At 61.0% G+C, this 24,469-nt stretch carries 24 protein-coding genes; 18 read left to right on the top strand and 6 right to left on the bottom strand.

Translation table 11 applies throughout. The annotated features are described in order from the left end of the window. Window positions 1–48 precede the first annotated feature (48 nt). On the top strand, window positions 49–981 hold the full coding sequence (locus PQR40_RS23140) for an SPFH domain-containing protein (RefSeq protein WP_408335965.1): 933 nt from the start codon (window positions 49–51) through the stop codon (window positions 979–981). Between the two features lie 177 nt (window positions 982–1,158). On the opposite strand, the gene smpB is transcribed toward PQR40_RS23140, so the two are convergent. Further along, window positions 1,159–1,605, bottom strand: coding sequence for an SsrA-binding protein SmpB (gene smpB, locus PQR40_RS23135; RefSeq protein ID WP_408223615.1), 447 nt, complete (start codon window positions 1,603–1,605; stop codon window positions 1,159–1,161). Window positions 1,606–1,705: 100 nt separating this feature from the next. Between smpB and PQR40_RS23130 the strand changes: the two genes are divergently transcribed. Together PQR40_RS23130 and PQR40_RS23125 are read left to right on the top strand one after the other, a co-directional pair. Then, complete coding sequence (locus tag PQR40_RS23130) at window positions 1,706–2,143, top strand: type II toxin-antitoxin system RatA family toxin (protein WP_063496516.1); 438 nt, start codon at window positions 1,706–1,708, stop codon at window positions 2,141–2,143. Further along, window positions 2,140–2,472: an RnfH family protein gene (locus PQR40_RS23125; protein WP_408223612.1), complete on the top strand. Its 333-nt coding sequence runs from the start codon at window positions 2,140–2,142 to the stop codon at window positions 2,470–2,472. Before PQR40_RS23130 ends, PQR40_RS23125 begins: the two co-directional genes overlap by 4 nt. A gap of 118 nt (window positions 2,473–2,590) precedes the next feature. Here the strand turns inward: PQR40_RS23125 and PQR40_RS23120 are convergent, their stop codons facing one another. Beyond that, entirely contained in the window at window positions 2,591–3,568 is a 978-nt protein-coding gene (locus PQR40_RS23120; RefSeq protein WP_408509937.1) for a DMT family transporter, read from the bottom strand. A gap of 357 nt (window positions 3,569–3,925) precedes the next feature. Between PQR40_RS23120 and guaB the strand changes: the two genes are divergently transcribed. The 6 genes from guaB to PQR40_RS23090 all read left to right on the top strand — a co-directional run bounded on the left by guaB (window position 3,926) and on the right by PQR40_RS23090 (window position 9,949). Beyond that, window positions 3,926–5,386 (top strand): IMP dehydrogenase, encoded by a 1,461-nt coding sequence (gene guaB, locus PQR40_RS23115; RefSeq protein WP_408223606.1) that lies wholly within the window; start codon window positions 3,926–3,928, stop codon window positions 5,384–5,386. Window positions 5,387–5,392: 6 nt separating this feature from the next. Then, window positions 5,393–6,121: a hypothetical protein gene (locus tag PQR40_RS23110; protein WP_408223603.1), complete on the top strand. Its 729-nt coding sequence runs from the start codon at window positions 5,393–5,395 to the stop codon at window positions 6,119–6,121. A gap of 205 nt (window positions 6,122–6,326) precedes the next feature. Then, window positions 6,327–7,910, top strand: coding sequence for a glutamine-hydrolyzing GMP synthase (guaA, locus tag PQR40_RS23105; protein WP_408335959.1), 1,584 nt, complete (start codon window positions 6,327–6,329; stop codon window positions 7,908–7,910). Between the two features lie 51 nt (window positions 7,911–7,961). Continuing rightward, window positions 7,962–8,438 carry a helix-turn-helix domain-containing protein gene (locus PQR40_RS23100; protein ID WP_408509936.1) on the top strand — a complete coding sequence of 159 codons (477 nt, stop codon included), beginning with the start codon at window positions 7,962–7,964 and terminating at the stop codon, window positions 8,436–8,438. Then, window positions 8,435–9,715, top strand: coding sequence for a type II toxin-antitoxin system HipA family toxin (locus PQR40_RS23095; RefSeq protein WP_408509935.1), 1,281 nt, complete (start codon window positions 8,435–8,437; stop codon window positions 9,713–9,715). The genes PQR40_RS23100 and PQR40_RS23095 overlap by 4 nt, the downstream gene beginning before the upstream one ends. Window positions 9,716–9,760: 45 nt before the next feature. Further along, on the top strand, window positions 9,761–9,949 hold the full coding sequence (locus tag PQR40_RS23090) for a type I restriction-modification system subunit M N-terminal domain-containing protein (RefSeq protein WP_408223591.1): 189 nt from the start codon (window positions 9,761–9,763) through the stop codon (window positions 9,947–9,949). Between the two features lie 153 nt (window positions 9,950–10,102). On the opposite strand, the gene PQR40_RS23085 is transcribed toward PQR40_RS23090, so the two are convergent. From PQR40_RS23085 to PQR40_RS23075, 3 genes are all read right to left on the bottom strand, one after another. Continuing rightward, complete coding sequence (locus tag PQR40_RS23085; RefSeq protein WP_408509934.1) at window positions 10,103–10,351, bottom strand: DUF2399 domain-containing protein; 249 nt, start codon at window positions 10,349–10,351, stop codon at window positions 10,103–10,105. Between the two features lie 168 nt (window positions 10,352–10,519). Further along, window positions 10,520–11,758 (bottom strand): NAD(P)/FAD-dependent oxidoreductase, encoded by a 1,239-nt coding sequence (locus tag PQR40_RS23080; protein ID WP_408509933.1) that lies wholly within the window; start codon window positions 11,756–11,758, stop codon window positions 10,520–10,522. 144 nt (window positions 11,759–11,902) lie between these two features. Further along, window positions 11,903–13,273: an MFS transporter gene (locus PQR40_RS23075; protein WP_408223585.1), complete on the bottom strand. Its 1,371-nt coding sequence runs from the start codon at window positions 13,271–13,273 to the stop codon at window positions 11,903–11,905. A gap of 377 nt (window positions 13,274–13,650) precedes the next feature. Here PQR40_RS23075 and PQR40_RS23070 point away from each other — a divergent pair, with 377 nt between their 5' ends. Both PQR40_RS23070 and PQR40_RS23065 read left to right on the top strand, forming a co-directional pair. Continuing rightward, window positions 13,651–15,306, top strand: coding sequence for a serine hydrolase domain-containing protein (locus PQR40_RS23070; RefSeq protein ID WP_408335950.1), 1,656 nt, complete (start codon window positions 13,651–13,653; stop codon window positions 15,304–15,306). Continuing rightward, entirely contained in the window at window positions 15,306–16,766 is a 1,461-nt protein-coding gene (locus PQR40_RS23065) for a M81 family metallopeptidase (RefSeq protein ID WP_408509932.1), read from the top strand. The genes PQR40_RS23070 and PQR40_RS23065 overlap by 1 nt, the downstream gene beginning before the upstream one ends. Window positions 16,767–16,898: 132 nt before the next feature. Here PQR40_RS23065 and PQR40_RS23060 read toward each other — a convergent pair whose 3' ends face one another. Continuing rightward, on the bottom strand, window positions 16,899–17,558 hold the full coding sequence (locus tag PQR40_RS23060; protein WP_408223579.1) for a helix-turn-helix domain-containing protein: 660 nt from the start codon (window positions 17,556–17,558) through the stop codon (window positions 16,899–16,901). 217 nt (window positions 17,559–17,775) lie between these two features. Between PQR40_RS23060 and PQR40_RS23055 the strand changes: the two genes are divergently transcribed. The 7 genes from PQR40_RS23055 (at window position 17,776) to PQR40_RS23025 (ending at window position 24,418) form a co-directional block, all read left to right on the top strand. Continuing rightward, complete coding sequence (locus PQR40_RS23055; protein ID WP_408223577.1) at window positions 17,776–18,411, top strand: energy transducer TonB; 636 nt, start codon at window positions 17,776–17,778, stop codon at window positions 18,409–18,411. Window positions 18,412–18,480: 69 nt separating this feature from the next. Next, on the top strand, window positions 18,481–19,440 hold the full coding sequence (locus tag PQR40_RS23050) for a MotA/TolQ/ExbB proton channel family protein (RefSeq protein ID WP_408509931.1): 960 nt from the start codon (window positions 18,481–18,483) through the stop codon (window positions 19,438–19,440). Window positions 19,441–19,452: 12 nt separating this feature from the next. Further along, a complete protein-coding gene (locus tag PQR40_RS23045) occupies window positions 19,453–19,881 on the top strand; it encodes an ExbD/TolR family protein (RefSeq protein ID WP_408223573.1) in 429 nt (142 codons plus the stop codon). A gap of 10 nt (window positions 19,882–19,891) precedes the next feature. Next, window positions 19,892–20,323, top strand: coding sequence for an ExbD/TolR family protein (locus tag PQR40_RS23040; protein WP_408223571.1), 432 nt, complete (start codon window positions 19,892–19,894; stop codon window positions 20,321–20,323). 22 nt (window positions 20,324–20,345) lie between these two features. Then, window positions 20,346–21,572: a tetratricopeptide repeat protein gene (locus tag PQR40_RS23035; RefSeq protein ID WP_408509930.1), complete on the top strand. Its 1,227-nt coding sequence runs from the start codon at window positions 20,346–20,348 to the stop codon at window positions 21,570–21,572. Window positions 21,573–21,596: 24 nt separating this feature from the next. Then, window positions 21,597–23,138, top strand: a complete 1,542-nt coding sequence (locus PQR40_RS23030; RefSeq protein ID WP_408509929.1) for a M81 family metallopeptidase — start codon at window positions 21,597–21,599, stop codon at window positions 23,136–23,138. 122 nt (window positions 23,139–23,260) lie between these two features. Beyond that, window positions 23,261–24,418, top strand: coding sequence for a DSD1 family PLP-dependent enzyme (locus PQR40_RS23025; RefSeq protein WP_408509928.1), 1,158 nt, complete (start codon window positions 23,261–23,263; stop codon window positions 24,416–24,418). Window positions 24,419–24,469 lie beyond the last annotated feature (51 nt).

The raw sequence follows: 24,469 nt of genomic DNA, 5'->3' as shown, positions 1-24,469 counted from the left end.
TGCGCAGAACCACGCACAACCATTCGAACTACGGACCGGAGGGCAGTAATGGATTCAACCATCGTCGGGGCGGTGCTTCTGATCATCGTGATCGTGCTAGCGGCGCAGACGCTCAAGATCGTGCCGCAGCAACATGCGTGGGTGCTGGAGCGGCTCGGCCGCTATCACCGCACGTTGACGCCGGGCCTGAGCTTCGCGTTTCCGTTCGTCGACCGGATTGCGTACAAGCACATTCTTAAAGAAATCCCGCTCGAAGTGCCGAGCCAGGTGTGTATTACGCGCGACAACACGCAACTGCAGGTGGATGGCGTGCTGTATTTCCAGGTCACCGATCCCATGAAGGCGTCGTACGGTTCGAGCAACTTCGTGTTCGCGATTACGCAGTTGTCGCAGACCACGCTGCGCTCGGTGATCGGCAAACTCGAACTCGACAAGACTTTCGAGGAACGCGACTTCATCAACCACAGCATTGTGTCGTCGCTTGATGAAGCTGCGTCGAACTGGGGCGTCAAGGTGCTGCGCTATGAGATCAAGGACCTGACGCCGCCCAAGGAAATCCTTCATGCGATGCAGGCGCAGATTACCGCCGAGCGCGAGAAGCGCGCGCTGATCGCGGCATCCGAAGGGCGTAAGCAGGAGCAGATCAATATCGCCTCGGGTGGGCGAGAAGCATCGATCCAGAAGTCCGAAGGCGAACGGCAGGCGGCGATCAATCAGGCGCAGGGGCAGGCAGCGGCGATTCTGGCGGTGGCGGAAGCTAACTCACAGGCGATTCAGAAGATTGCTGCGGCCATCCAGTCGAACGGTGGGATGGAAGCGGTGAACCTGAAGGTGGCCGAGCAGTATGTGAACGCATTCGCTAACCTGGCGAAGCAGGGCACCACGCTGATCGTGCCGGGTAACCTGGCGGATATGAGTTCGATGATTGCGTCGGCGCTGACCATCGTGAACAAGGGGAAGGGCGCGACGGACGTGCGTTGATTGACGTTTTTCCTTGCCGACAAAAATGGCCCGCAAAATAAGCGGGCCATTTTTCGTTAGTTTTGGCGTGAATCGCGGCTTTTGCCAGGGAACTGCCCGGGCTAGCAAAGCGCGGCAAATCCGCGCATTACGCGGCGGGAGTCAGGCCAGGTCGCGGATCAAGCCTGAAGACCACCATTACGACGGCGAACGCATCAGGCGTGCCTTCTCGCGTTCCCAGTCGCGCTGTTTTTCAGTCTCACGCTTGTCGTGCTGCTTCTTGCCCTTGGCCAGGCCGATCTCGCATTTGACGCGGCCGCCTTTGTAGTGGAAGTTTAGCGGCACGAGCGTGTAGCCGCGCTGCTCGACTTTGCCGATCAGTTTGCTGATTTCCTCGCTGTGCAGCAGCAGCTTGCGCGTGCGCACCGGGTCCGGGTGGATGTGGGTCGAGGCTTCGGGCAGCGGGCTGATGTGCGTGCCGATCAGGAACAGTTCGTTATTCTTGATAACAACGTAACCTTCCTTGATCTGGCCGCGCCCGGCGCGCAGCGCCTTGACCTCCCATCCTTCGAGCACGAGCCCTGCTTCATAGCGTTCTTCGACCGAGTAGTCGTAGAAGGCTTTTCTGTTGTCGATGATGCTCATGAATGGAAAGTGCCCAACTCGTTTAAAATCACGATTTTAGCAAAGCGGGGCAAGGAAAGCCCGCGGCGCTTGTCCACCCTTGCCACGCGCTGTTCAATTTATGGCAGATGTCCAGAAAACCGTGTTGATCCGCCATTCGGCGGAACAGATGTTCGACCTCGTCACCGACGTCGCCGATTACCCCAACTTCCTGCCTTGGTGCGGGGGAGTCGAAATCCGTCGCCAGGACGAAACCGGCATGGAGGCGAAGATCGATATCAACTTCAAGGGCATCAAGCAGCATTTCGCCACGCATAACAGCATGGAGCGGCCCACGCGCATCGATATGGAGTTTGCGGACGGTCCATTTCGCAAATTCACCGGCTTCTGGCGCTTCACGCCGTTGCGCGCGGATGCCTGCAAGATTGAATTCGCGCTGCACTACGAATTTACCAACATCATTCTTGAGAAGATCATTGGGCCGGTGTTCAGCCACATTGCCAACACCTTCGTCGAATCGTTCGTGAAGCGCGCCGATCAGCGCTACGGTAAGGCATGAGCGCGCGCTTGTCGATTGAAGTCTGCTACGCGCTCGCTAATGAGCAGACGCTGATCGCCGTGGAATTGCCGGAAGGCGCCACGTTGCAGCAGGCGCTCGACGCGAGCGGCATCTTGCGGCGTTATCCGCAGATCGATCTGGGCACGCAGAAGGTTGGCGTATTCGGCAAGCTCAAGCCGCTCGATGCAGTGCTCGCCGACCATGATCGCGTCGAGATTTACCGTCCGTTGCTGGTGGATCCGAAGCTGTCGCGTCAACGGCGCGTCGAAAAAACCCGCAAGGCGGGCTCGATCGAAGGGCGCCGCTGGCAGAACAAGGATTCGCGCTAGGCGTGTCGTGGAGAGGGGTGGCGCGGCTGTTGGGCGCGACTTGGCCGTTGCCGTTGCGTGGCGCCGTGCGTTCCCGGAGTCACGGCCCCGGATCACTGCTCCGGGTCAAAACGCGAGGTCAAGACGCCGAAACTTGTGCTTTTCCGTCTATCGAGGCCCCGCCAGACGAATCGTCGTCTGCATGCTGGCGCACCGACCAGCATACCCCCGCGACCAGCAGCAGGATCGCCGCCGTTTCAAGCGGACGCGGCAACCGCTGGTCGTAGATGAACGCGTAGAGCAGCGCAAATAGCGTCTCGAACACGATCATCTGGCCGGACAGTGTGAGCGGCAGCCGTTTCGACGCGGCATTCCACAGCCCGTTGCCGAGCCACGACGCGCCCACTGCGAGGCCCAGATTCAGCATCCAGAAGGTGTGCCAACGCCCGTCGCCGAGCGGCGCCTGCAGGCCGCCAGAGGGCATGACGGCGACCACCAGCCACAATGCCGCGCCGAGCGCGCCTGTCACCACGCCCCAGAGCACCGACCACTCGTTGCCGCTGAAATGCGTCTGTCGCTGCAGATAACGGGCGTTTTCGACCGCGAACCAGGTCCAGCAGGCGAGCGCGCCGACTGCGCAGGCGAGGCCGAGGAGCTTCGTCGCGATGCTCACTGGCGTGCTGTCCGCTACCGTGAACACGTCGATGTTGATGCAGGCGATGCCGGCCACCACCAACGCGAGCGGCCACGCGAGGCGGGCGAGCGGCACGGCGCCATGATCGCGCCGGCCGAGCAGCGTCACCGTGACCGGCAGCACGCCGACGATCAGTGATGCCGGCGCGATGCCGATCATATGGACGGCCGCAGTCAGCAGCAGGTAGTACAGCAGGTTGCCGGCCAAGGCCAGTTTGACCAGTGCGCCGAGATCCTCGCGGGTCAGGCGTTTGACGAGCGAGCGGGCCATTGGCAGCGCGGCGGCCAGCGAGACGATGCCGTACATCGTGTAACGGCCGGCGCTCAGCAGCAGCGGCGAAAAATCGGGCAGCACGCGCGGCACCAGAAACACCATGCCCCATAGGGCCCCGGCCATTACTCCATATGCCACACCGCGCTGCATCGACTGCCCCTGCAAGAAAAACTGGAATGGTCGGCAGAATAGCCGTTTGGCTGGCGGGGTGTCTTGTTTGATTCTGCATTCCAGTGGTTTTGTCCGGCGTTTTCAGGCGCTTTTTTACTTCCGCGCGGCGATTCGGCTGCGCGGAAGCCTTCGAATTGCCCCGCGTGACCCGGATGGCGCCTCCATGGGCACGAACGCGCAAACGAAACCGGATCGAACCCGAGGCGAACGCAGAAGCGAAATCGGAGGGTTCGAAGTCACGAAAAAAATCGCCCGAAATTCGCTAAGCTGCTGTTAGTGCAGTGAAAACCGGGGAGGTATCGCGTATAATTCGCTTTTGCGCCTATAGGATTTGCCATGCGTCTGATCCAAACAGCACTCACGTTCGATGACGTGCTCCTCGTCCCGGCCTTTTCTGATGTTCTGCCGCGCGACACCAGCCTCAAGACCCGGCTGACCCGCAACATCTCCCTGAATATGCCGCTTGTGTCCGCCGCTATGGACACCGTCACCGAAGCCCGTCTCGCGATCGCGATGGCGCAAATGGGTGGCGTGGGCATCATCCACAAGAATTTCACGCCGGCGGAGCAGGCGCGTGAAGTGGCCAAGGTCAAGCGCTTCGAATCGGGCGTCGTGCGTGATCCGATCACGGTGCCGCCGCAAATGAAGGTGCGCGACGTCATTGCGCTGTCGCGCCAGCATGGCATTTCGGGCTTCCCCGTCGTCGAAGGCGCGCAGCTGATCGGGATCGTCACAAACCGCGACTTGCGTTTCGAAGAGCGTCTGGACGAGCCGGTGCGCAACATCATGACGCCGCGCGAGCGCCTCGTCACCGTCAAGGAAGGCACGCCGCTCGCCGAAGCCAAGGCGCTGATGCATAGCCACCGCCTCGAGCGCGTGCTGGTCATTAACGACGCATTCGAACTGCGCGGCCTGATGACCGTCAAGGACATCACCAAGCAAACCGAACACCCGGACGCGTGTAAAGACGAACACGGCAAGCTGCGGGCAGGCGCTGCGGTCGGCGTGGGCGAAGACAACGAAGAACGCGTTGAACTGCTGGTGCAGGCAGGTGTGGACGTGATCGTCGTCGACACGGCGCACGGCCATAGCAAGGGCGTGCTCGAGCGCGTCAAGTGGGTCAAGCAGAAATTCCCGCATGTGGAAGTGATCGGCGGCAACATCGCTACCGCTGCGGCAGCCAAGGCGCTTGTCGAATACGGCGCAGACGGCGTGAAGGTCGGTATCGGCCCGGGCTCGATCTGCACGACGCGGATCGTCGCCGGTGTGGGCGTGCCGCAGGTCACCGCGATTTCCAATGTCTCCGAAGCGCTGAAGGGCACAGGCGTGCCGGTCATCGCCGACGGTGGCGTGCGCTTCTCGGGCGACGTCAGCAAGGCGCTGGCCGCCGGTGCGAACTCCGTGATGATGGGCAGCATGTTCGCCGGCACCGAAGAAGCGCCGGGCGACGTGTTCCTGTTCCAGGGCCGCCAGTACAAGTCGTACCGTGGCATGGGCTCGGTCGGCGCGATGAAAGACGGTGCTGCGGACCGCTACTTCCAGGACAACTCCGCGAACATCGACAAGCTCGTGCCGGAAGGTATCGAAGGCCGCGTCGCCTACAAGGGCTCGGTCAACGCGATCCTGTTCCAGCTGATCGGCGGCGTGCGCGCCAGCATGGGTTACTGCGGTTGCCGCACGATCCCGGAGATGAACGACAAGGCCGAGTTCGTGCAGATCACGGGCGCGGGCTTGCGCGAGTCGCATGTGCATGACGTGCAGATCACCAAGGAAGCGCCCAACTACCACGTGGACTAAACGCCAATGAAGCCATTGCTGCGCGCTGTACTCATCCTCGATGCATTGTTGTTGCTTGCGTTCGGCCTGCTGTTTCTGCTGACGCCCTGGACTTCGTTGTACAACGCGCTGCTGTTGGTGCAAACCCAGCCGGCTCTGGTCGGCCAAGGGTTTGGCGTGGCGCTGATCGGGCTCGCGTGGCTCGCTTTGCACGCGTCGCTCGACGGTTCGCTTACGTCGACGGTTGCCAAGGTCGTCGGCCATGTGAACTGGCTGACCGGCGTGCTGATGCTGGTCTGGCTGCTGGGGCTGCATACGCCGGCACTGACCGGCTTCGGGCAGATCATCGCTGTGTTGACCGGTGTCGTGCTGCTGGTGATCGGCCTGGGCGGTGTGCGCCTGTCGGGCGCGGTGCGGCGGCGCGAAAAGGTGCGGCTGGTTGAGGCCGCCGCTGCCGAGCGTGCTGAAAAACAGGCCGCCAAAGATGCCGCGAAAGATGCGGCCAACCGGCGCGAACCCGCTTCCGTCACGGCGGGCTTTCCGGTCTATCGCGCCGAACCGGCAGTCGAGCCTGTCATGCCGGTCACACGGCCCGTGAGTCCTGTTGCGGCAGCACCGCTTCATCCCGAGGTCGACGAACCGGGCCTGACGGCGTCTGAACGCGCCGCACGGGCCGAGGCTGCAGCCGCGCGCGACGAAGCTCGCAACTCCGCTGCCGATGCGCCCGGTGCGCCCCGGCCGCCGTTTCATGGCTGACTCATGACTGACGCCTCGAGCGCCAGAACGCCTGCCGAAGCTACCGGATTCCGTTCGTGCGCGCCGCTGGTAAGTGCCAGCGGGTCCAACGCGCTTCATCGTTACGCTTCATGTTCGATCGTCCCCACGTGGACCGTTTTGAATTCAACGCCGCGCCTCGTGCGCGGCATCCCGTATCCGTTCACTTTTGACTCCGTCCGCTGCCATGCATGACAAGATCCTGATCCTCGACTTCGGTTCGCAAGTCACCCAACTGATTGCACGTCGCGTTCGCGAAGCCAACGTGTATTCGGAAATTCATCCGTACGACGTCGATGCGTCGTTCATTCGCGATTTCGCGCCGAAGGGCGTGATCCTCTCCGGCGGCCCGAGCTCGGTCACCGAAACGGATACGCCGCGCGTGCCGCAAGCGGTGTTCGAACTCGGCGTGCCTGTACTCGGCATTTGCTACGGCATGCAGGCGATGGCCGAGCAGCTCGGCGGCAAGGTCGATATCGGCCACCTGCGTGAGTTCGGCTATGCCGAGGTGCGCGCGCGCAACCATACGAGCCTGCTCGAAGGCATCAGCGACTTCACCACGCCGGAAGGTCACGGCATGCTGAAGGTGTGGATGAGCCACGGCGACAAGGTGTTGGAAATGCCGCCGGGCTTCCAGCTGATGGCATCGACGGAATCGTGCCCGATCGCGGCGATGGCCGACGAACAACGCCATTTCTACGGCCTGCAATGGCACCCGGAAGTCACGCACACCGTGCAAGGCCGCGCGATGCTCGAGCGTTTCGTGCTGCAGATTTGCCGCGCGAATCCCGACTGGGAAATGGGCCACTACATCGACGAAGCTGTCGCGAAGATTCGCGAGCAGGTGGGCAAAGAGCATGTGATTCTAGGCTTGTCGGGCGGCGTGGATTCGTCGGTGGCGGCGGCGCTGCTGCATCGCGCGATCGGCGACCAGCTGACTTGCGTGTTCGTCGATCACGGCCTGCTGCGCCTGAACGAAGCCGAGCAGGTGATGGCAACGTTCGCTGAAAACCTCGGCGTGAAGGTGATTCACGTTGACGCAAGCGAAGTGTTCCTGTCGAAGCTGGCCGGCGTGACCGACCCGGAAGCGAAGCGCAAGATCATCGGCGCGGAATTCGTCGAAGTGTTCCAGACCGAAGCCAACAAGCTGACCGACGCGAAGTGGCTGGCACAAGGCACGATCTATCCGGACGTGATCGAATCGGCCGGCAAGGGCAAGAAGGCGACGCAGACCATCAAGAGCCACCATAACGTGGGCGGCCTGCCCGAGACGCTGAATCTGAAGCTGCTCGAACCGCTGCGTGAGCTGTTCAAGGACGAAGTGCGCGAACTCGGCGTGAAGCTCGGTTTGCCGCCGGCAATGGTGTACCGCCATCCGTTCCCGGGCCCGGGTCTGGGCGTGCGGATTCTCGGCGAAGTGCGCCGGGATTTTGCCGATCTGCTGCGTCGTGCGGACGCGATTTTCATCGAGACGCTGCGCACCTTTATCGACAAGGAAACTGGCAAGTCGTGGTACGACCTGACGAGCCAGGCGTTCGCGGTGTTCCTGCCGGTGAAGAGCGTCGGTGTGATGGGCGACGGCCGGACTTACGAGTACGTCGTTGCGCTGCGCGCGGTGCAGACGCTGGACTTCATGACCGCGCATTGGGCGCATCTGCCGCACGAGTTGCTGGGGCATGTGTCGAATCGCATCATTAATGAAGTGCGCGGGATTAACCGGGTGGTTTATGACATCTCGGGGAAACCGCCGGCGACGATTGAGTGGGAATAAAGGCATAATATTCTTTCCATTTTGGCCGATTAGAGTAGTAATATTGCTCTTATGGCCAAAAAAACCGCTCCCTTGCTACCTGGGACCGAGCTGCGCTTGCAGCAGCTCGGGGAGCGTTTACGCTTGGGACGCCTGCGTCGGCGCCTGACCGGCAAGCAGGTCGCGGAACGGGCGGGAATGACGCCAGTCACATTGCGGAGTTTGGAGAAGGGCAGTTCCGGGGTCACGATAGGCGCCTATTTGGCCGTCATGCAGGTATTGGGCGCGGACAAAGACCTGGATCTCCTGCTGAAGGACGACCCCCTCGGCCGAAACCTGCAGGATGCAGCACTGCCAAGGCGATCTCGCGCTACAAAGCAAATTGCACCCCCGGCGCCAAAGCGTCGGGCCTCTACGTTTGCTCCCTCCGAAAAGACAGAGCACTCCGTCGCGAGCAATTGGACGGCAGATGACACGTTCGTCAGTGCAGACAACCTGGCCTCTCTCATCAAGATTCCCAGGCCGGACAAGAAGGGGCCGGCGAGATGAACAACGGGCTGATTGCCGTCTATGGAGATTGGGACGGCCTTGCCGAGCCTCTGAGGTTAGGCAGGCTTTACACGCACCCCGCTGCCGCCCAGGAAGTCTTCGAATACGAATTCGACGATGAAGTGCTGAATCGGCCAGATATGGCCGGTCTCAAGCTCGACCCGCGGCTCGGTTGGTTCACGGGCCGACAGTATCCGCCACAGGGACAGGAGACGTTTGGTGCATTCAGTGACGCCAGCCCGGATCGATGGGGGCGCCTGTTGATGCGCCGGCAGTTGGAGCGGGCGCAGCGCGCCGGCCGGGCCGATCCCAAGGCGCGGCTTTATGAACCGGACTACCTGATGGGCGTTCATGACGCATATCGCGTCGGTGCGCTGCGCTTTCGGCGTGACGACGAAGGCCCGTTCCTGGACGATCAGCACGACATTGCAGCGCCTCCGTTTGTACAATTGCGCGCGCTAGAGGCCGCAAGCCTGGCCCTCGAACGCGATGAAGACAATACGGCGAGCGAAGCCGACGAATGGCTGCGCATGCTGATCGCACCCGGCGGTTCATTAGGGGGCGCACGTCCCAAGGCCAGCGTGGTCGATCCAACAGGACACCTTTGGATCGCCAAGTTTCCCAGTGTGCGGGACGACCATGACGTCGGAGCCTGGGAAATGGTGGTGTACACCTTGGCCAGGGCCTGCGGGCTTGACGTGTCCGATGCGCTGGTCCGGCGGTTCGGCAGTGCTCACCACACCTTCCTGGTTAAACGGTTCGATCGTACGTTGCAGGGTCGGCGGCGGCACTTTGCCTCCGCGATGAACCTGACCGGCCATCAGGATGGTGATGACGCTTCGACAGGTGCCAGCTACCTGGAAATCGCGCAGGTGTTGATGACCGACGGCGCGAGCACCGATGCCGATCTGCGAGAGCTGTGGTCGCGCATTGTCTTTAATCTGCTCGTGTCCAATACCGATGACCATCTGCGCAACCACGGTTTCTTGCTCGAACAGGGACAGGGGTGGGCGCTTTCTCCCGCATTCGATATGAACCCGGTATCCCGCGCCCACGGGCTGAAGCTCAATATCAGCGAGTCGGACAACGCGATGGATCTGGAGTTGGCACAGTCCGTTGCGCCTTACTTCAGAGTTTCCGTTGAGCAGGTCGAAGAGATTATCTCGAACCAGATTCATGTTGTTTCGCAGTGGCGGACGATCGCCGATTCTCTTTCAATCTCTCACAGAGAACAGCAGCAGATGGAAGCTGCCTTTCGTCTTGCCGTGCATGCATAAGTAACGACCAGATCAATACTATTCAATACGCTTTCCGGGTTTTTAATGCCTCTGACTTTGCCGCAACTGAAGCGCCAGCTGTTCAAAGTCGCCGATATCCTGCGCGGCAAGACGGACGCTTCCGAGTTTAAGGAATATATCTTTGGGATGCTGTTTCTCAAGCGAGTTCCGATGTGTTCGGGCAACGTCGTGAGGAAGTTATCGCAGGGTGTTACCCACGAAGTGGGCGGCTAGCAGGCAGAGATCGGGCGCATAGCGAGCGCGTTCGAGCGCGAGGATCTTCACGCAGCTTTGCGGCTGTGACCGGGTAATGAGCGGTCCATACTTCTTTCTTTTGCCATCGCGCCTTGCGCGCCGCCGCCTCTACAAGCTGCGTATTCCGAACCCTTACCGCTTCAGATCTCTCACCAACTCGTCGCTCAACCCTTCTTCCGCAAACGCCAGGCCATGCTCCTGCATCGCGGGCGCGGGCGCGGGCGCGGGCGCGAGCGCTGCATCCCAAAGCGCCTCGACGACCGGGCCCTCCAGCCGATGTTCCGAGCGTGCATGTTCCTCAACCGCGGTCTCATAGTCGGCAGAACTGAATCGCCACGGTCGGGCATCATATGCCCGCATTACGTGGTTCGCGATCTGCACTCTCAAGTCGTAAGCCGGCCGAAAAATCGATAAGGTGGCCGACCAGCAGGGCCTATATGCGGCGGTAACGCATTTACATCCGGCAGAGGAAACAGGTGTCTCCTGGAACCTTTCCCCTGCCGCTTTCACGCCGCAGTTCTAACCCATTGGTCTCCGCGACTGCCAGCCTCATGCGCTGAACCGGCTGGCACGAAACGGGTGAGGGTCCACCAACAGAGATTCTCCAGTAATCATCTCGGCAACCAGGCGTCCGGTGACGGCGCCCAGCGTAAATCCGTGATGGGCGTGGCCGAATGCGAACCAGAGATCTTTGTGACGTCTTGCGGGTCCGATAATCGGCATCATGTCGGGCGTGCAAGGGCGTGCTCCCATCCATGGTTCGCTGTCGATACGCGCCCCAAGCGGAAACAGCGTGCGTGCAACCGGTTCAACGGCGTTCAGTTGCGTGGGCGTTCGGGGCGCATCGCGGCGTGCCAGTTCGGCGCCTGTGGTCAGCCTGATTCCGCGGCTCATTGGGGCGATCAGGTAACCATGCTCGACGTCGAGCACCGGATGGTTCAGGCGCGCTCCCGGTTGCGCTTCATAGTGCATGTGATAGCCACGCTTGACGGCCAGCGGCAAGCGATAACCCAGCCGCGAGGTCACCTGTTCCGACCACGGCCCCATCGCCACGACGACAGATGTGGCTTCAATCAGCCCCTCATGGGTGTTCACCGCCCACTTGTCCTTGAGTGTCGTGCCATCGCCAATGAAAAAGCGGCCGCCTAGTTGCTCAAAATACCTTGCATAGGCGGTTACCAGTGCATTGGGATCGCTTACCGAATCCGATGCGACATATCGGACCCCACCTAGCAACGAGGTGTCCAGATCCGGTTCAATCTGGCGTAAGCGCGTGGCGTCGAGTGAATCGAACTCGACGCCGAATTCACGATGCCACTGCTCGACAAGCCTCGTTTCCTCGTCCTGTTTGGCTGCCGTTCTGAAAACTTTCATCCAGCCGATCGGACGCAGTAAAGAACTCGCGCCGGCTTCTTGCGCAAGCGCCCGGTGCTCGGTCACGCAGTGTTCGATCAGCGTGGCATAGGAGCGGGCGATCGCCGCATGGCGGCGTGGGTGCGAATTGCGCCAGTACTGCCACAGGAAAGGCGCGAGCTTGAGCATCGCGTCCGGGTGGTACCGGACATCGGTCGACTGGTTGCGTGCGTAACGCAAGAGGGTCTGCAATCCGCGCGGAAATGCATACGGATAGACACCTTCGCGTTGAATCAGTCCAGCGTTGCCGAATGAGGTCTCGTTGCCTGGCTGCCTGAGGTCCACCAGTGCAACCGACCGGCCGCGTTTTTGCAGGTGCGCGGCCACCGACACACCCACTATGCCGGCGCCGAGCACGATGGTATCGAACTTCATCGGTCGTTCCCTATGATTCGTTTCATGTCAGCGCCCATGCGATTCGGCATGTTGGCGATCTGCTCGGTGATCGACGCGCCGACGGCCGCGATTAGCGGTGGCGAGCGTCTAATGCCATTAGCTTTCCGCATTGCCCGGTATAGCTCAGAAGGTTTCGGCGCAGGAGTCGACCGGATTGTTGCGCGTCAAAGGCGGCTGGCTATAGACCCCAAACATCCAGATGGCGACACAGGCAATCAGCAGGGGAACCAGAGGACCCACCAGGCCCAACAGGGCAATGCGGTGATGGAGTTCGACAGTGGCAGGCGCACCTGCGTGGTAGCCGATGAGCGACAGGAGGCCGCCCGAGACTACGCCACCGAGTGACAGGCCGAGTTTTTGCGCGGACATGAACATGCCCAGGTAAAGCCCAAGAGAGGGTCCTCCCGTGGACGATTTCACGGTGTCGAGCACTGCGGCCGTCAAGGCCACCCCCGCTACCGAACAGATGATGCCGTAGATCGCTCCGGCCACCATGACCACCGGTATCAGCCCAGTGGCAAGGCCGGCCCAGTAGCCGATAAATGCGGCAACGGTGACGAGAAAGCCTATCCGTAGCGTTCCATTGTCGCCAAGGCGGCGCAGTACCGGAACGGCAAGCGGCAGACCGAGGAGGCCGCCAATCAGCACCGGTCCCGCGAGCAGGAACAGGTCCTCGGGGCGGCGTCCAAGCAGATACTGATTTTCATAGGCAATCAGGGAATTCAGACAGCCTCCCGCTGTACCGAGCGCGATGATCACGATAATGAGTGCAAGAAACGCCCGGTTATGCAGGACAGCAACGATGCCGTCACGCAGCGACATTTCCGCGGAGGATTCTGACAATGCGGCGGGGTGAACTGGGGCGTTGCGAACTGCGCTGTAAAACCAGGCGTACATAAACGCCATCGCAAGCACTATCACCAGGGTCATGGTCAGGTAGCCCCGCTCGCCACCGCCACCGAAACGGATCAGGACCGGTACGCAAACCACGAGAGCAATCGTAGTGAGGGCGGCGCCGAGGTTCCCTACCGTGAGGAATTTGTTGCGCTGGAGGGAATCCGCCGCCAGGTCACCGGCCAGGGCGAGAAAAGTAACGCCGAAAACTGTATAGCAGGTCGCTTGCAGAATCTGGACCAGCACATAAAACGCGGCAAGCAGCGGCTTGTAAGTGATCGCGGGGTGAAAGAAGGTTAGGGGCAGAAGCACCATCAGCGCGAGCCCACTCAAGATACAGACGCGTAGACGGCCGCCCGCGCGCAACGCCAACTGGTCCGAATAACGTCCGATCGGCATGTCGACGAGGACGTCCCACAGCTTGGGGGCCGCCAGAATCATCCCGGCAAGCCATGGCTCGAGATGCACGTATTCCGTGAGGAAATACAGAAGCAGCATGGGAACTGGAGTAGCGGCGAGCGCGTTGGCGGATCCGCCCGCGCCGTATCCGCCCAGGCGTATCAGACTGATACCGCGGCTGGAATTCGAAGTAGATGACATGCCAATTCCTGTTAGGCATCCTGGGATGCAAGTGTCCCGGCCGGCCGATGTCGGCACGGTGGGTTTTCTGCATAGTGCCAAATAAGAAAAATATTTACAATATGGAAAATACGCCTGGACTTTTCTCCGTGACTGCCACATCGGCGACCAATCCAGTCAACGACTGACTGCGAGACCTTTGTTCATCAAGGTGTTGTGCCCGTCAGGCGGGGCTTGTGGCGGAATGCGATGGTTTTGCGAGTGTCGCGAACAATGCCGGCGGCACCTCGGTTGAGACGGAATTTATCTTTTTTAGAAAAAATTGACTTATTGGAAAATTGGTCAATATACTGCGTGCCATTGCACCGGTGGGGTGCGATGACCTGTGGAGGAGACCGATGGCGGACGCAGATCCAGATTCACGAGTGCGTGCCCTCGACGACATCTTTGCGCGATTCAATCGCAGTGATGCGCCGGGCCTGGTAGTTGGCATTGCACAACATGGCAAGCTGCTCTACCGGCGGGGCTTCGGGCTCGCGAGCGTGGAGTTGGCCGTGGCGAATATGCCGGGCACGCGTATGCGCATCGGCTCGACCAGCAAGCACTTCGTCTGTCTCGCAGCACTGTTGCTCGCCGAAGACGGCAAGCTTGATGTCGATGCGAGCATTCGCGCCTATATCCCTGAGTTGCCGGTCCTCGCTGGCGAACCGACGCTGCGCCAGCTCATGACACATACCGGTGGATACCGGTGCTACCTGGATCTGAGCGTGCTGGGTAACGTCGGCGCGATGATGGAAAAGGGCGACGCGTTCAGATATCAACTGCTGCAACAGGACGCGAACTTTGCGCCTGGCGAGCGCATGGCGTATTGCAACGGCGGCTACCATCTACTGTCGATCGCTATCGCGCGCGCCAGTGGCATGGCGTTTGAAACCTTCCTGAAGCGGCGTATCTTCGAACCGCTCGGCATGGTGGATACCGACTCCGTGCCGAGCGACCTCACCGTGGTGCCGGGCAGGGCCACACCGCACGTATCGCAGCCGGACGGCAGTTATCGTCGCGGTGTTCTGCCGCTGGAAGATCTACTGGGCGAAGGCTCGATCGTCTCGACCGCGGCCGACATGCTCATATGGCTCGCGCACTTGCGCGGCACGAAGCGGATCGGCAGCGAGGCCACCTGGGCGCAGATGCTGTCGCCTGCCCGTTACTCGAGCGGTGTGGTGGGCACGTACTGCCTCGGGCTGGAGCGGGAGAAATACCGGGGTGTCGAGGTGATCCACCATGCCGGGGCGGTGGCCGGCGGAGCTTCGCAGATGATTACCGTGCCGACGCACGCACTCGACATCATCGTGATCACCAACGGCGCTCCGGTCAGTCCAACAGAGCTTGCGTGGCAGGTGATCGACCGGCTGCTTGGCGACGACGCACTGGAGGCCGCACCGCCACGCGTCAAAACGGTGGAGCTCGCCGGACTCCTCGGGCGTTACTGGTCGCAGGACACGCGAACGCTCGTCGAAATACTCGACGATAACGGCGAGCTTGGCTTCAATCTGCTCAACTCGATAGCGTTGCCGGTGGTCGCCGACCAAAGCCGGTATGGCGTGACGTTTCCCGGCATGGGGCCGCTCTCGTTTCGCCATGTGCCGACGTCGCTGCTGAGCGATGCGCCGGTCATGGAGTTGTCCAATTGCGGGCACGTCGATCGGCTTGTGCGCCTGCCGGATGTTCCGCCGCCTGTCGCGGAATTTGCTAGCGGGTTTATTGGGAATTACGTGTCGAACGATCTTGCCGCGAGCGGAACAATCAGCTTCGACGGCAGCGAGGTCAGCTTGGCCGTCAGGGGTGTGCGCAGCGGCTGGAGTAGCGAACTGCAGGTGATATCGCGAGACGTTGCTGCAACCTCCGTTAAGCCCGGGGAATTGAGCGTGCCCGCGGTGCTGGTCGTCGAGCGGGAAGACGCGGGGCGGGTGTGCAGCTTCCGGTTGAGTACCACCCGCTCGATGAATCTGCATTTCGCACGGACTGACGATAACGCGACCCAGGGGCGCAAATAATGAAAATTTTCACCACAACGCTGATCACCGAAACGAATACCTTCGCGCCGAGTCCGACCGGACTTGGCGGCTACGAGGCATTCGGGATTTATCACGGCGATGCGAGCAAGGTGGCGCCGGACGGGCTCGGGGTGGGAATAGCCGAATTGCGCAGGCTTGCGGCCGCGCAGGGTCACGAAATAGTCGAGAGCCTGTCGACGATGGCGCAACCGGCAGGGCGTACCGTGCAGTGCGTGTACGAGAGTTTTCGCGAGGAAATTCTCGCGGATCTACGCGCGGCGCTTCCCGTCGACGCCGTGCTGCTGATATTGCATGGCGCAATGATCGCGGAACACTATGACGATTGCGAAGGAGATCTGCTCGAGGCCGTTCGCACACTGGTCGGCGACGAGGTGCCGATCGGCGTGGAGCTCGATTTGCATTGTCACTTTACCGAGCAGATGCAGCGCAACGCAAACGTCATCATCTGCTACAAGGAATATCCCCATACGGACATTATCGAGCGGCTGCGAGAGGTGTTTGCGTTGACCGTGGCGACTGCGGAAGGGCGCGTGCGTCCCGTGACCGCGGTCCACGATTGCCGCATGGTAAGTAAATGGCATACCACCTGCGAACCGATGATCGGCTTCGTTAAGCGCATGCAGTCACTGGAAGGGAGGGACGGCGTATTGTCCGTGTCGTTCGGCCATGGTTTTCCATGGGGAGATGTGGCGGAGACGGGCGCCAGGATCTGGGTGATCACCGACAACGATGAAGCCACGGCTCAGCGCATCGCGGCGCAGCTAGGCCAGGAGTTGTGGGACATGCGTGAAGCGGCACGCCCGGCACACCTGTCGATCGACGACGCGCTGGACCGCGCGCTCACTGGCGACGGCGGTCCGGTGGTGCTTGCCGATCTCGCTGACAATCCGGGTGGCGGCGCGCCATGCGACAGCACGTTTATTCTGCGGCGGCTCGTCGAGCGCGGTATCACAGACGTAGCGCTTGGCTGCATGTACGACATCGGCGCGGTGCAGGTCTGCAGGGAAGCGGGTGTCGGTACGCGGCTTACGCTTCGGATCGGCGGCAAGTTGGGGGTGAGTTCCGGCGAGCCGCTGGATTTGACGGTCACGGTGCGCGCGCTAGCGGGTGAACATCATCAAAGCATGGGCGCTATGGCGCGCCCGCTGGGTTCGGCGGCGTGGGTGTCGACGGATGACAACATTGACATCGTGTTGATGACGGTGCGCGAACAAACCATTGCGCCAACTGCCTTTACCGGACTCGGAATCGATCTCGCGAGCAAGCGCATTGTCGTGGTCAAATCTTCGCAACATTTCCATGCGGAATTTGCGCCGATTGCACGAGAAGTGCTCTACGTGTCGGCACCGGGGGCATTAACGCCTGATTTCGCCAATATCCCGTACCGCGTTCGCAGTCTCAACTACTGGCCGCGCGTTGAGAACCCTTTTGAGGGGTGAGGGGAAAACACGCGAGAGCGAAACTTCATGCAGGCCGGGCGGCCGCCCGGCTGAATCGCGTCGTCTAGCCGGCGTTGAGCGTTGCTGAGTCAGATGCAACCAGGGCCCTTTGCTAGCGCAAAGAACCTCGGGTCATTCCTGCTTCTGAAGCTGCTCGATGACGCGCTGCTCCGCGCTTGTGCACACCGACAGAAGGCGGCACGGACCCTCAGATGCTGCAAGAAACGCGTGTCCCATGCTGCTATCGAAATAGACTGACTCGCCTTGCTTAAGCCGCACAGGAGCATAGAACTCTGTGTGGAACTCGACTTCGCCTTCCAGCATGTAGATAAATTCCTCGCCGGAATGCCTGATCAGGCTGCCGAATTCGTCGGTGAATTCCTCGATGGTGCGGGCTCGCACGTCGACAATCAGCGGTACCAGTTGCTTGTTCAGCAACTCCACGGCAAGGAACGTCTCCACATAGGGGCCAGTCCGCACGGCCACGCCCTCACCTTGTCGCTGAATGATGCGTCTGCCCGGCACCGACGGGGCAGCCTCACTGCCCGGGCTTTCGCCGAGAAGTCCAAGCAACTCCGACATATTGACGCCCAAACCGGCGCTCACAAGCGAGAGCTTCTCGTAGGACAGGGACGCCCGTCCCATCTCGAGCTTCGAGATAGTTGAGATGGCGAGCCCGGTGCGTTGGCTGACTTCCTGCAATGTCAGCCCAAGTTTGTTACGCAGCGCGCGAATAGTCTGGCCGGGCTTGCTCAGACTGGATGGATCGTGGGTAGCAAGATTTTTCCGCATAGGTGTTTTCCGCATAAGCGACCAGTATGCCAAAAATTTTCATTACACGTACATTACGTCCTAAATTATTCATTGTGGAAAAAAATGTTCTATTTGGAAAATTGTTGGTGTAATGTGTGAGTCACGCAGCGATAACGGTCTGGCTGCGATGTGGACAGATATGAGAAATGACACCCGGGGAGCGCCAGCAAGGCGCGGGTGCTTGGAGGAGGGACAAATGAAATACGCTGGTCAGCGCCACTATTCCGCCAGCCGCGTTGGCGGTATCGGATTTGTGGCACTCCTACACGTCGCGCTCATCTACATTCTGGTGAATGGTCTCGCCTCGAAGGTGATTGAGGTGATCCGCAAGCCCATCGAAACAAGAATCGTCGAAGAGGTGAGACCGCCTGCGCCCAAGCCGGCGATCATCTTGCCGCCCCCGCCGAAATTCGCGCCCCCGCCGCCGTTCATTCCGCCCCCTGAAGTGGTGGTTCCCGCACAAGCGCAGCAGCCGGTGCTGGCGCAGCGATCGGCCACGCCTCAGCCGCAATCCTCGCCCATGCCCGCGCCGGTTGTTGCGGCAGCGCCTGCGCATGCGGTGCACACGGAAGTGGGGGTGGTTTGCCCGAATTCGCAGCAGGTGAGGCAGTCGATGCGGTATCCGCGTGAAGCCCAGCGCAACAGCATTACGGGGGACGTACTGGTGGAGTTCGTGGTGGACGCACGCGGAAACATGCAGGACGTGCAGGTTGTGAAGTCGGCTGATCCCCTTCTCGATCGGGCCGCAGTGAACGCAGTCAAGCAGTTCAACTGTGTCGCGCAAGGAGAGGACGTTCGTGTACAGGTACCGTTCTCGTTCAATCTGAATTGAAGGCAACGTCAAGCAATGCTGGCGGGCGCTACCTGCCAGGTCTATGAAGAACGATCTTGGAGTGATGACATGAAGAACCCGAGTTTGGCCGCCATTGCGGCAAGCGCAATTTTCGCCCTGACCTCTGTGGCACTGCTGAGCGCAACGGGGACCGCCTATGCGCAGTCCGCCAGCAGCACGGCCGCCACGCCGAGCGCACAGACGAGCGCACAGACGAGCGCCGCGCCCGCTGTGCAAGCGCCGGCAGAGCAGACCGACCAGCCCATTCCGCCGCCGCCGGTGGCAATGACCGAAGGGGTGTCGAATCCGTATGGGCTCGATGCGCTGTGGAAGGGCGGCGACATTGTTTCGCGGGCCACGCTCGTCATTCTGGTGATCATGTCGATGGGCAGCTGGTACATCATGGTGACCAAATTTTTCGAGCAATTCCGCGCCAACCGTCGTGCGCGTTCGGCTGACGAGAAGGTATGGGATGCGCCGTCCCTCGAAGCCGGAGTGCAGCAACTGGACGAAGCCAGCCCATTTCGCTTCATAGCGGGCAGCGGGATCGAAGCGAGTCGCCATCACGAAGGGGCGCTGCTCGAAAAAGTCGATCTCAACACCTGGATCAGCGTGTCGATCGAACGGGCAACCACGGTTGTTTCCAATCGCTTGCAGGATGGTCTCGCGTTTCTCGCGACAGTCGGCTCGACAGCGCCTTTTGTGGGTCTGTTCGGTACGGTCTGGGGTATCTACCACGCGTTGACGGCAATCGGTATTGCCGGACAGGCGTCGATCGACAAGGTGGCGGGTCCGGTGGGTGAAGCGCTCATCATGACGGCAATCGGTCTCGCGGTTGCCGTGCCGGCGGTGCTCGGCTACAACTTCCTCGTACGCCGCAACAAGGCCGTCATGGAGCGGGTGCGCGGCTTCGGCGCACAACTGCATACCGTACTCCTGAGCGGTGCGGGCACGGTCACGAAGGGTTCTTCGTATTCCGTTCCTGACGACGCGTCCTCGCGCCGATCCATGAAGGCAGCAACGTCGTAAGCGGAGCAGATCATGGCCATGAGTGCGGGACAAGGCAGCGACGAGCACGATGAGGTGATGTCGTCGATCAACACCACGCCGCTGGTGGACGTGATGCTGGTGTTGCTCATCATCTTCCTGCTCACCATTCCGGTCGCCACGCATAGCGTGAACGTCCGGTTGCCGACGCAGACGGTCCAGCCGTTGCAGACCACGCCGAAGAACATCGTGCTTGCGATTAATCGCGACGGCGACGTGTTCTGGTCGGAGCAGCACATTGATATGCCGACGCTGGTGGCGCGCCTGAAGCAGGTCGCGATACAGCAGCCGCAGCCCGAGGTCCAGATCCGGGGTGACGAGAATGCGCGTTACGAATACGTCGGCAAAGTCGTAGTGGCGTGTGAGCGAGCGGGTATCGCGAAGGTAGATTTCATTACGAATCCGGTTGCGCACGGCGGGTGAGGAGGCAGAAATGGGAATGAACATTCCGGCGGGTGGTAATCAGGAACCCGAAGTACTGGTCGAGATCAACACGACGCCATTAATCGACGTCATGCTGGTGCTGCTCATCATGCTGATCATCACCATCCCGATCCAGTCTCATGCGGTGAAGATGAATATGCCAGTGGGTACGCCACCTCCCGTCGTGAAGGCTCCGCCGCCGGTGGTGGAGGTTGACGTGGATTTCGACGGCACCATCAGCTGGAATGGTGCGCCCCTTGCGGACCTAGGGGATCTCGATCAGCACCTTAAGACGGTGGCGGCGCAAGCGGAGCAGCCGGAGCTGCATCTCAGACCCAACCGGCTGGTGCCATACCGTCGCGTGGCTGCTGTGATGGCGGCGGCGCAACGGCAGGGCGTCACCAAAATCGCGCTCGTCGGCAATGAGCAATTCATGCAGTAGGAACGTCTGGGATAGGTGGAAAATGAGTCGTGGACTTAGTTCTGGACGCATGTCGTCCGCTTTGCTGCGTGGGCTGTTTCTAGCGATCGGGGTGAGCGCTGTGCTCGTCAGCAAGTCGGCGTTTCCGGCCGAGACCCTCCGGCCGGAAGTAGCCAGACCATTGCAGACTGCGCGTGCGTTGTACCAGGCGCAACGCTACAAGGATGCGCTGGCGAGCGTCGCGCAGGCAGAGGCCGTGCCCGGCAAGTCGCAATACGAAAGCGACGTTATTGCACAGATGGGCGGCGCGGCAGCCGTTGCCGCCGGCGACCTCGCAGTGGCCGCGCGTGATTACGGATTTCTGATCCAGAGCGGCCGCCAGCCGGTTGCGGAGCAGCAGAAGATGATGGCGGCTCTGGCGAGTCTCGCCTATCAGCAGGGAAATTATGCGCAGGCCGTGCAATGGGGGCAGCGTTATCAGAGCGCGGGGGTGGGCGATCAGCATATGAAAACGCTGCTCGCGCAGTCTTACTACATGGCGGGCAACCCCGGTGCAGCAGAAAAAATCCTCCGGCCGGCGGTGGATGCGGAGATGCGCGCCGGGCGTGCGCCTGACGCTGACGCGCTGAAACTGCTGGCGAGTTGTTATCAGAAGCAGGACGACAACGCCGGCTACACAGCGGTGCTGGAACAACTCGTTAAATATTATCCGACACCGGCTTATTGGGGCGAGCTACTCGGCCGCCTGCAGGCAGATCCAAAATTCGCGGGACGATTCGAACTCGATGTCTATCGTCTCAAGCGAGCCACAAACAATCTGAGTAGTGCAAGTGACTACATCCAGATGGCGCAGCTCGCGATTCTGGCCGGGCACGGGGCGGAGGCATTGAGTGTGGTGAACCAGGGGTTCAATGCCGGTGTGCTGGGCAAAGGCGCGGATGCGGGACGCGGCGAGCGGCTCAGGAACCTCGCCACCAAAGCGGCGGCTCAGCCGCAGCCGGCCGCTACGGCAGGCAACGGCGCTGCGTTGGTCGAAACTGGCTTCAACGAGGCGCTCTCGGGGAAAAATCAGGAAGGCATAGCTTTGATCGAGACGGGCCTTGCGAAAGGCGGCCTTGCGGATCCGAATGAAGCGCGCTTGCATCTTGGCATTGCTTACTACCTGGCCGGTCAAAAGGGGAAAGCGCTGAATGCATTTGACGCCGTCGCCGGCAATGGCGAAGCGGCCACGCTGGCTCGACTGTGGAAGCTCGCATCGCGTAGTGCATGATCGATATTACGAAAAAGGCCCCCAATGCATAATGCACCCTCAACCCTGAGATTTGTCGTCGCCGGGATCTGCCACGAGACCAACACCTATGCGACGGAGTTCACGGGTCACACCCAGCTATCCGGCTTCAGGTGTGTCAGTGGCGATGAAGTTGAAGCGGAGTACGCGGGAACCAATCGTTCGGTAGGCGGCTATATCGAAGCGGCCGCCGCGTCGGGGATCGAATTGGTTTATTCGACAGTGGCTTTCGCGTGGCCGTCCGGAACCATTGACGCGAGTGTCTACGAGCACCTGAAGCGATCTGTGCTCGCCGGAATCAGCAATGCACTCCCGGTTGATGGGGTCTTGATGGCGCCGCACGGAGCGGGTGTCGTGGAGGGGATCGACGATCTCGAAGGCGACCTGCTCGCGGCGGTACGCGAGTTGGTCGGCGATGAGGTGCCCATCGCATCTGTCTACGATCTGCACGGGCAGATGACCGAGCAGATGCGTGTCTTTGGCGATCTGACGCTGCCGTGCCGACTCTATCCGCATACGGACCTCCTTCAGCGCGGCGTCGAGGCTGTCGAGCTGCTGGCCCAGACAGCCCGCGGGGTGATCAGGCCGGTCACTGCAATTCACCAGTTGCCCATGCTGGGTATCGTCATGAGCACGGATTCCGGGTTGCCCGCGGCAGACGTCAACGATTTGTGCGCGCGTATCGGTGAACGGCCGGGGGTGATCGATTGCTCCTGGTTCCATGGTTTTCCGTACGCCGATATTCCCGCGCCGTGCCTCACGGTGGTGTGTACGACCGATGGCGACCTTGACCTCGCGCAGCGCTGCGCCAGCGAAGTTGCCGACTGGATCTGGGCGAACCGGGAGGCGTTCAGGCCCAAGGTCCTTGCGCCGGAGGAGGGCGTCAGGCAGGCCCTTGCGGTCGAGTCAGGTCTGGTTGTGATCAACGAGAGTTCGGACAACCCGGGCGGCGGCGCGCCTGGCGATGCGACGCATTTGTTGCGGGCGCTTTTGCACGCGCAGCTTCCGCCCGAAACCGCATGCTTCGTGGCGATTCACGACCCGGAAGTCGCGCAACAAGCTGAGCGTGCCGGCGTCGGCGCGACGATAGAAGTCAAACTCGGCGGGAAGCTCGGCAAGATGCAAGGCGCCCCCATCGTTGCGCTAGCGTATGTCAAAGCCATTACCGACGGCCGCTTCACGAGTCTTCCAGGGTCCATGCTGGAGGGCCTTCAATTCGATGTCGGGACATCGTGCAGGCTCATCATCGAGGGCGTCGACGTTATTGTTATCTCGCGTCCGACGCAAACCTTCGATCACGCGATGTTGCTGCTTCATGGCATCGACGTGAAGTGCCGCAAGATCGTTGCGCTCAAAAGCTCCAACCATTTCCGGGCAGGGTTCCAGGCCCTGGCCTCGGCAATCATTACTGTCGATAGCCCGGGACTGAGTTCAGCCGATGTCGCATCGTTTCCTCGTTCGCGCCTCGCGCAGCACCTTTGGCCACTCCATGAAGACGTCGTGCGAGTCAGGTCCGGGCAGGTTGCCGAGCCAACTCGGAACGCTTGAGTTTTATTTACCCGGACCGCTCACGCTATGTCGGCTGCGTCGCCAGGCGTCGGCAGCCTGGCATTTCGCGAGCGAGTCCGTCAACGGTCGACCACTCGATCCGACTGGATCTACATTGAACTATGAGCAGCATTCACAATATCCAGGTTCTACCGGCAACTAGTCCGGGGAATCCGATAGCAAGCATCGATACACCCGCGCTACTGCTGGACGCCGACGCGTTCGAGCGCAATCTGGACGTCATGCAGGCGCGAGCCGATGCGGCCGGCGTAGCGTTGCGTCCGCATGCCAAAGCGCACAAATGCCCGGCGATCGCGCTCGCGCAGATCCAGCGCGGTGCAGTTGGCATCTGTTGCCAGAAGGTCAGCGAAGCGCTGCCTTTTCTTCATGCCGGCGTCACGGATATTCACATCAGCAACGAAATCATCGGTTCGGCGAAGCTGGACTTGCTGGCGCGGATGGCGCTGCATGGGCGCTTCAGCGTTTGTGTCGACCACCCGGATCAGGTGATGGCGTTAGCGGCGGCAACCGCCGTGCACGGCAGCCGTATCGATGTCTTCGTCGAAATTGACGTCGGCCAGAACCGCTGCGGTGTTGCCGATGCCAGGCAGGTGTTGCAATTGCTGGAGGTGATGTCCGCCTACGCTCAATTGACGTTCAAAGGCTTGCAGGCGTATCACGGCGGTATCCAGCACATCCGCGATTATGCCGAGCGGCGTGATGCCTCGGCGGGCGCCGCGGCTCGCACGGCCGAGGTCGTCGACGCACTCCGCCGTGACGGTGTGGTCTGCGCGGTTGTCACGGGCGGCGGCAGTGGCAGCGTCGAGTTCGATCTCGCCAGTGGGGTCTACACCGAAGTGCAGCCCGGTTCCTATGCCTTCATGGATGGGGACTACGGTCGCAACGTTTATACCGACGCACTGCGTTTCGAACACAGCCTGTTTCTCGCCGCGTCGGTGATCAGCGTTGGCAATAGTGAGGCCGGACAGATCGTGGTGGTCGACGCGGGACTCAAGTCTCTCGCCGTCGATTCCGGTTTGCCGACGGTTTGGGGCGATGATGGCGCAAGCAGCACCTTGCACTACACGGTCGTGAACGACGAACATGGAAGTGTGCAGATGCTCAATCGCGACGTCGTCAAACCTGCGCTGGGCAGCCAGTTGCTGCTGGTGCCGGGTCATTGCGACCCGACGCTCAATCTGCATGACGAGATCATTGTGTTTCGCCGGGGAAGCGTTGAGGTCATATGGCCAGTGAGTGCTCGCGGCCATAGCCGCTAGACTGGCGCCTTCGCCGAGATTCTCATATTGTCGGTTTTGTGCGGTTTGCAA

The sequence above is a fragment of the Paraburkholderia sediminicola genome (assembly GCF_046026855.1).
Taxonomy (GTDB): Bacteria; Pseudomonadota; Gammaproteobacteria; order Burkholderiales; family Burkholderiaceae; genus Paraburkholderia; species Paraburkholderia sediminicola_A.
This window is presented reverse-complemented; position numbering and strand designations above follow the sequence as displayed.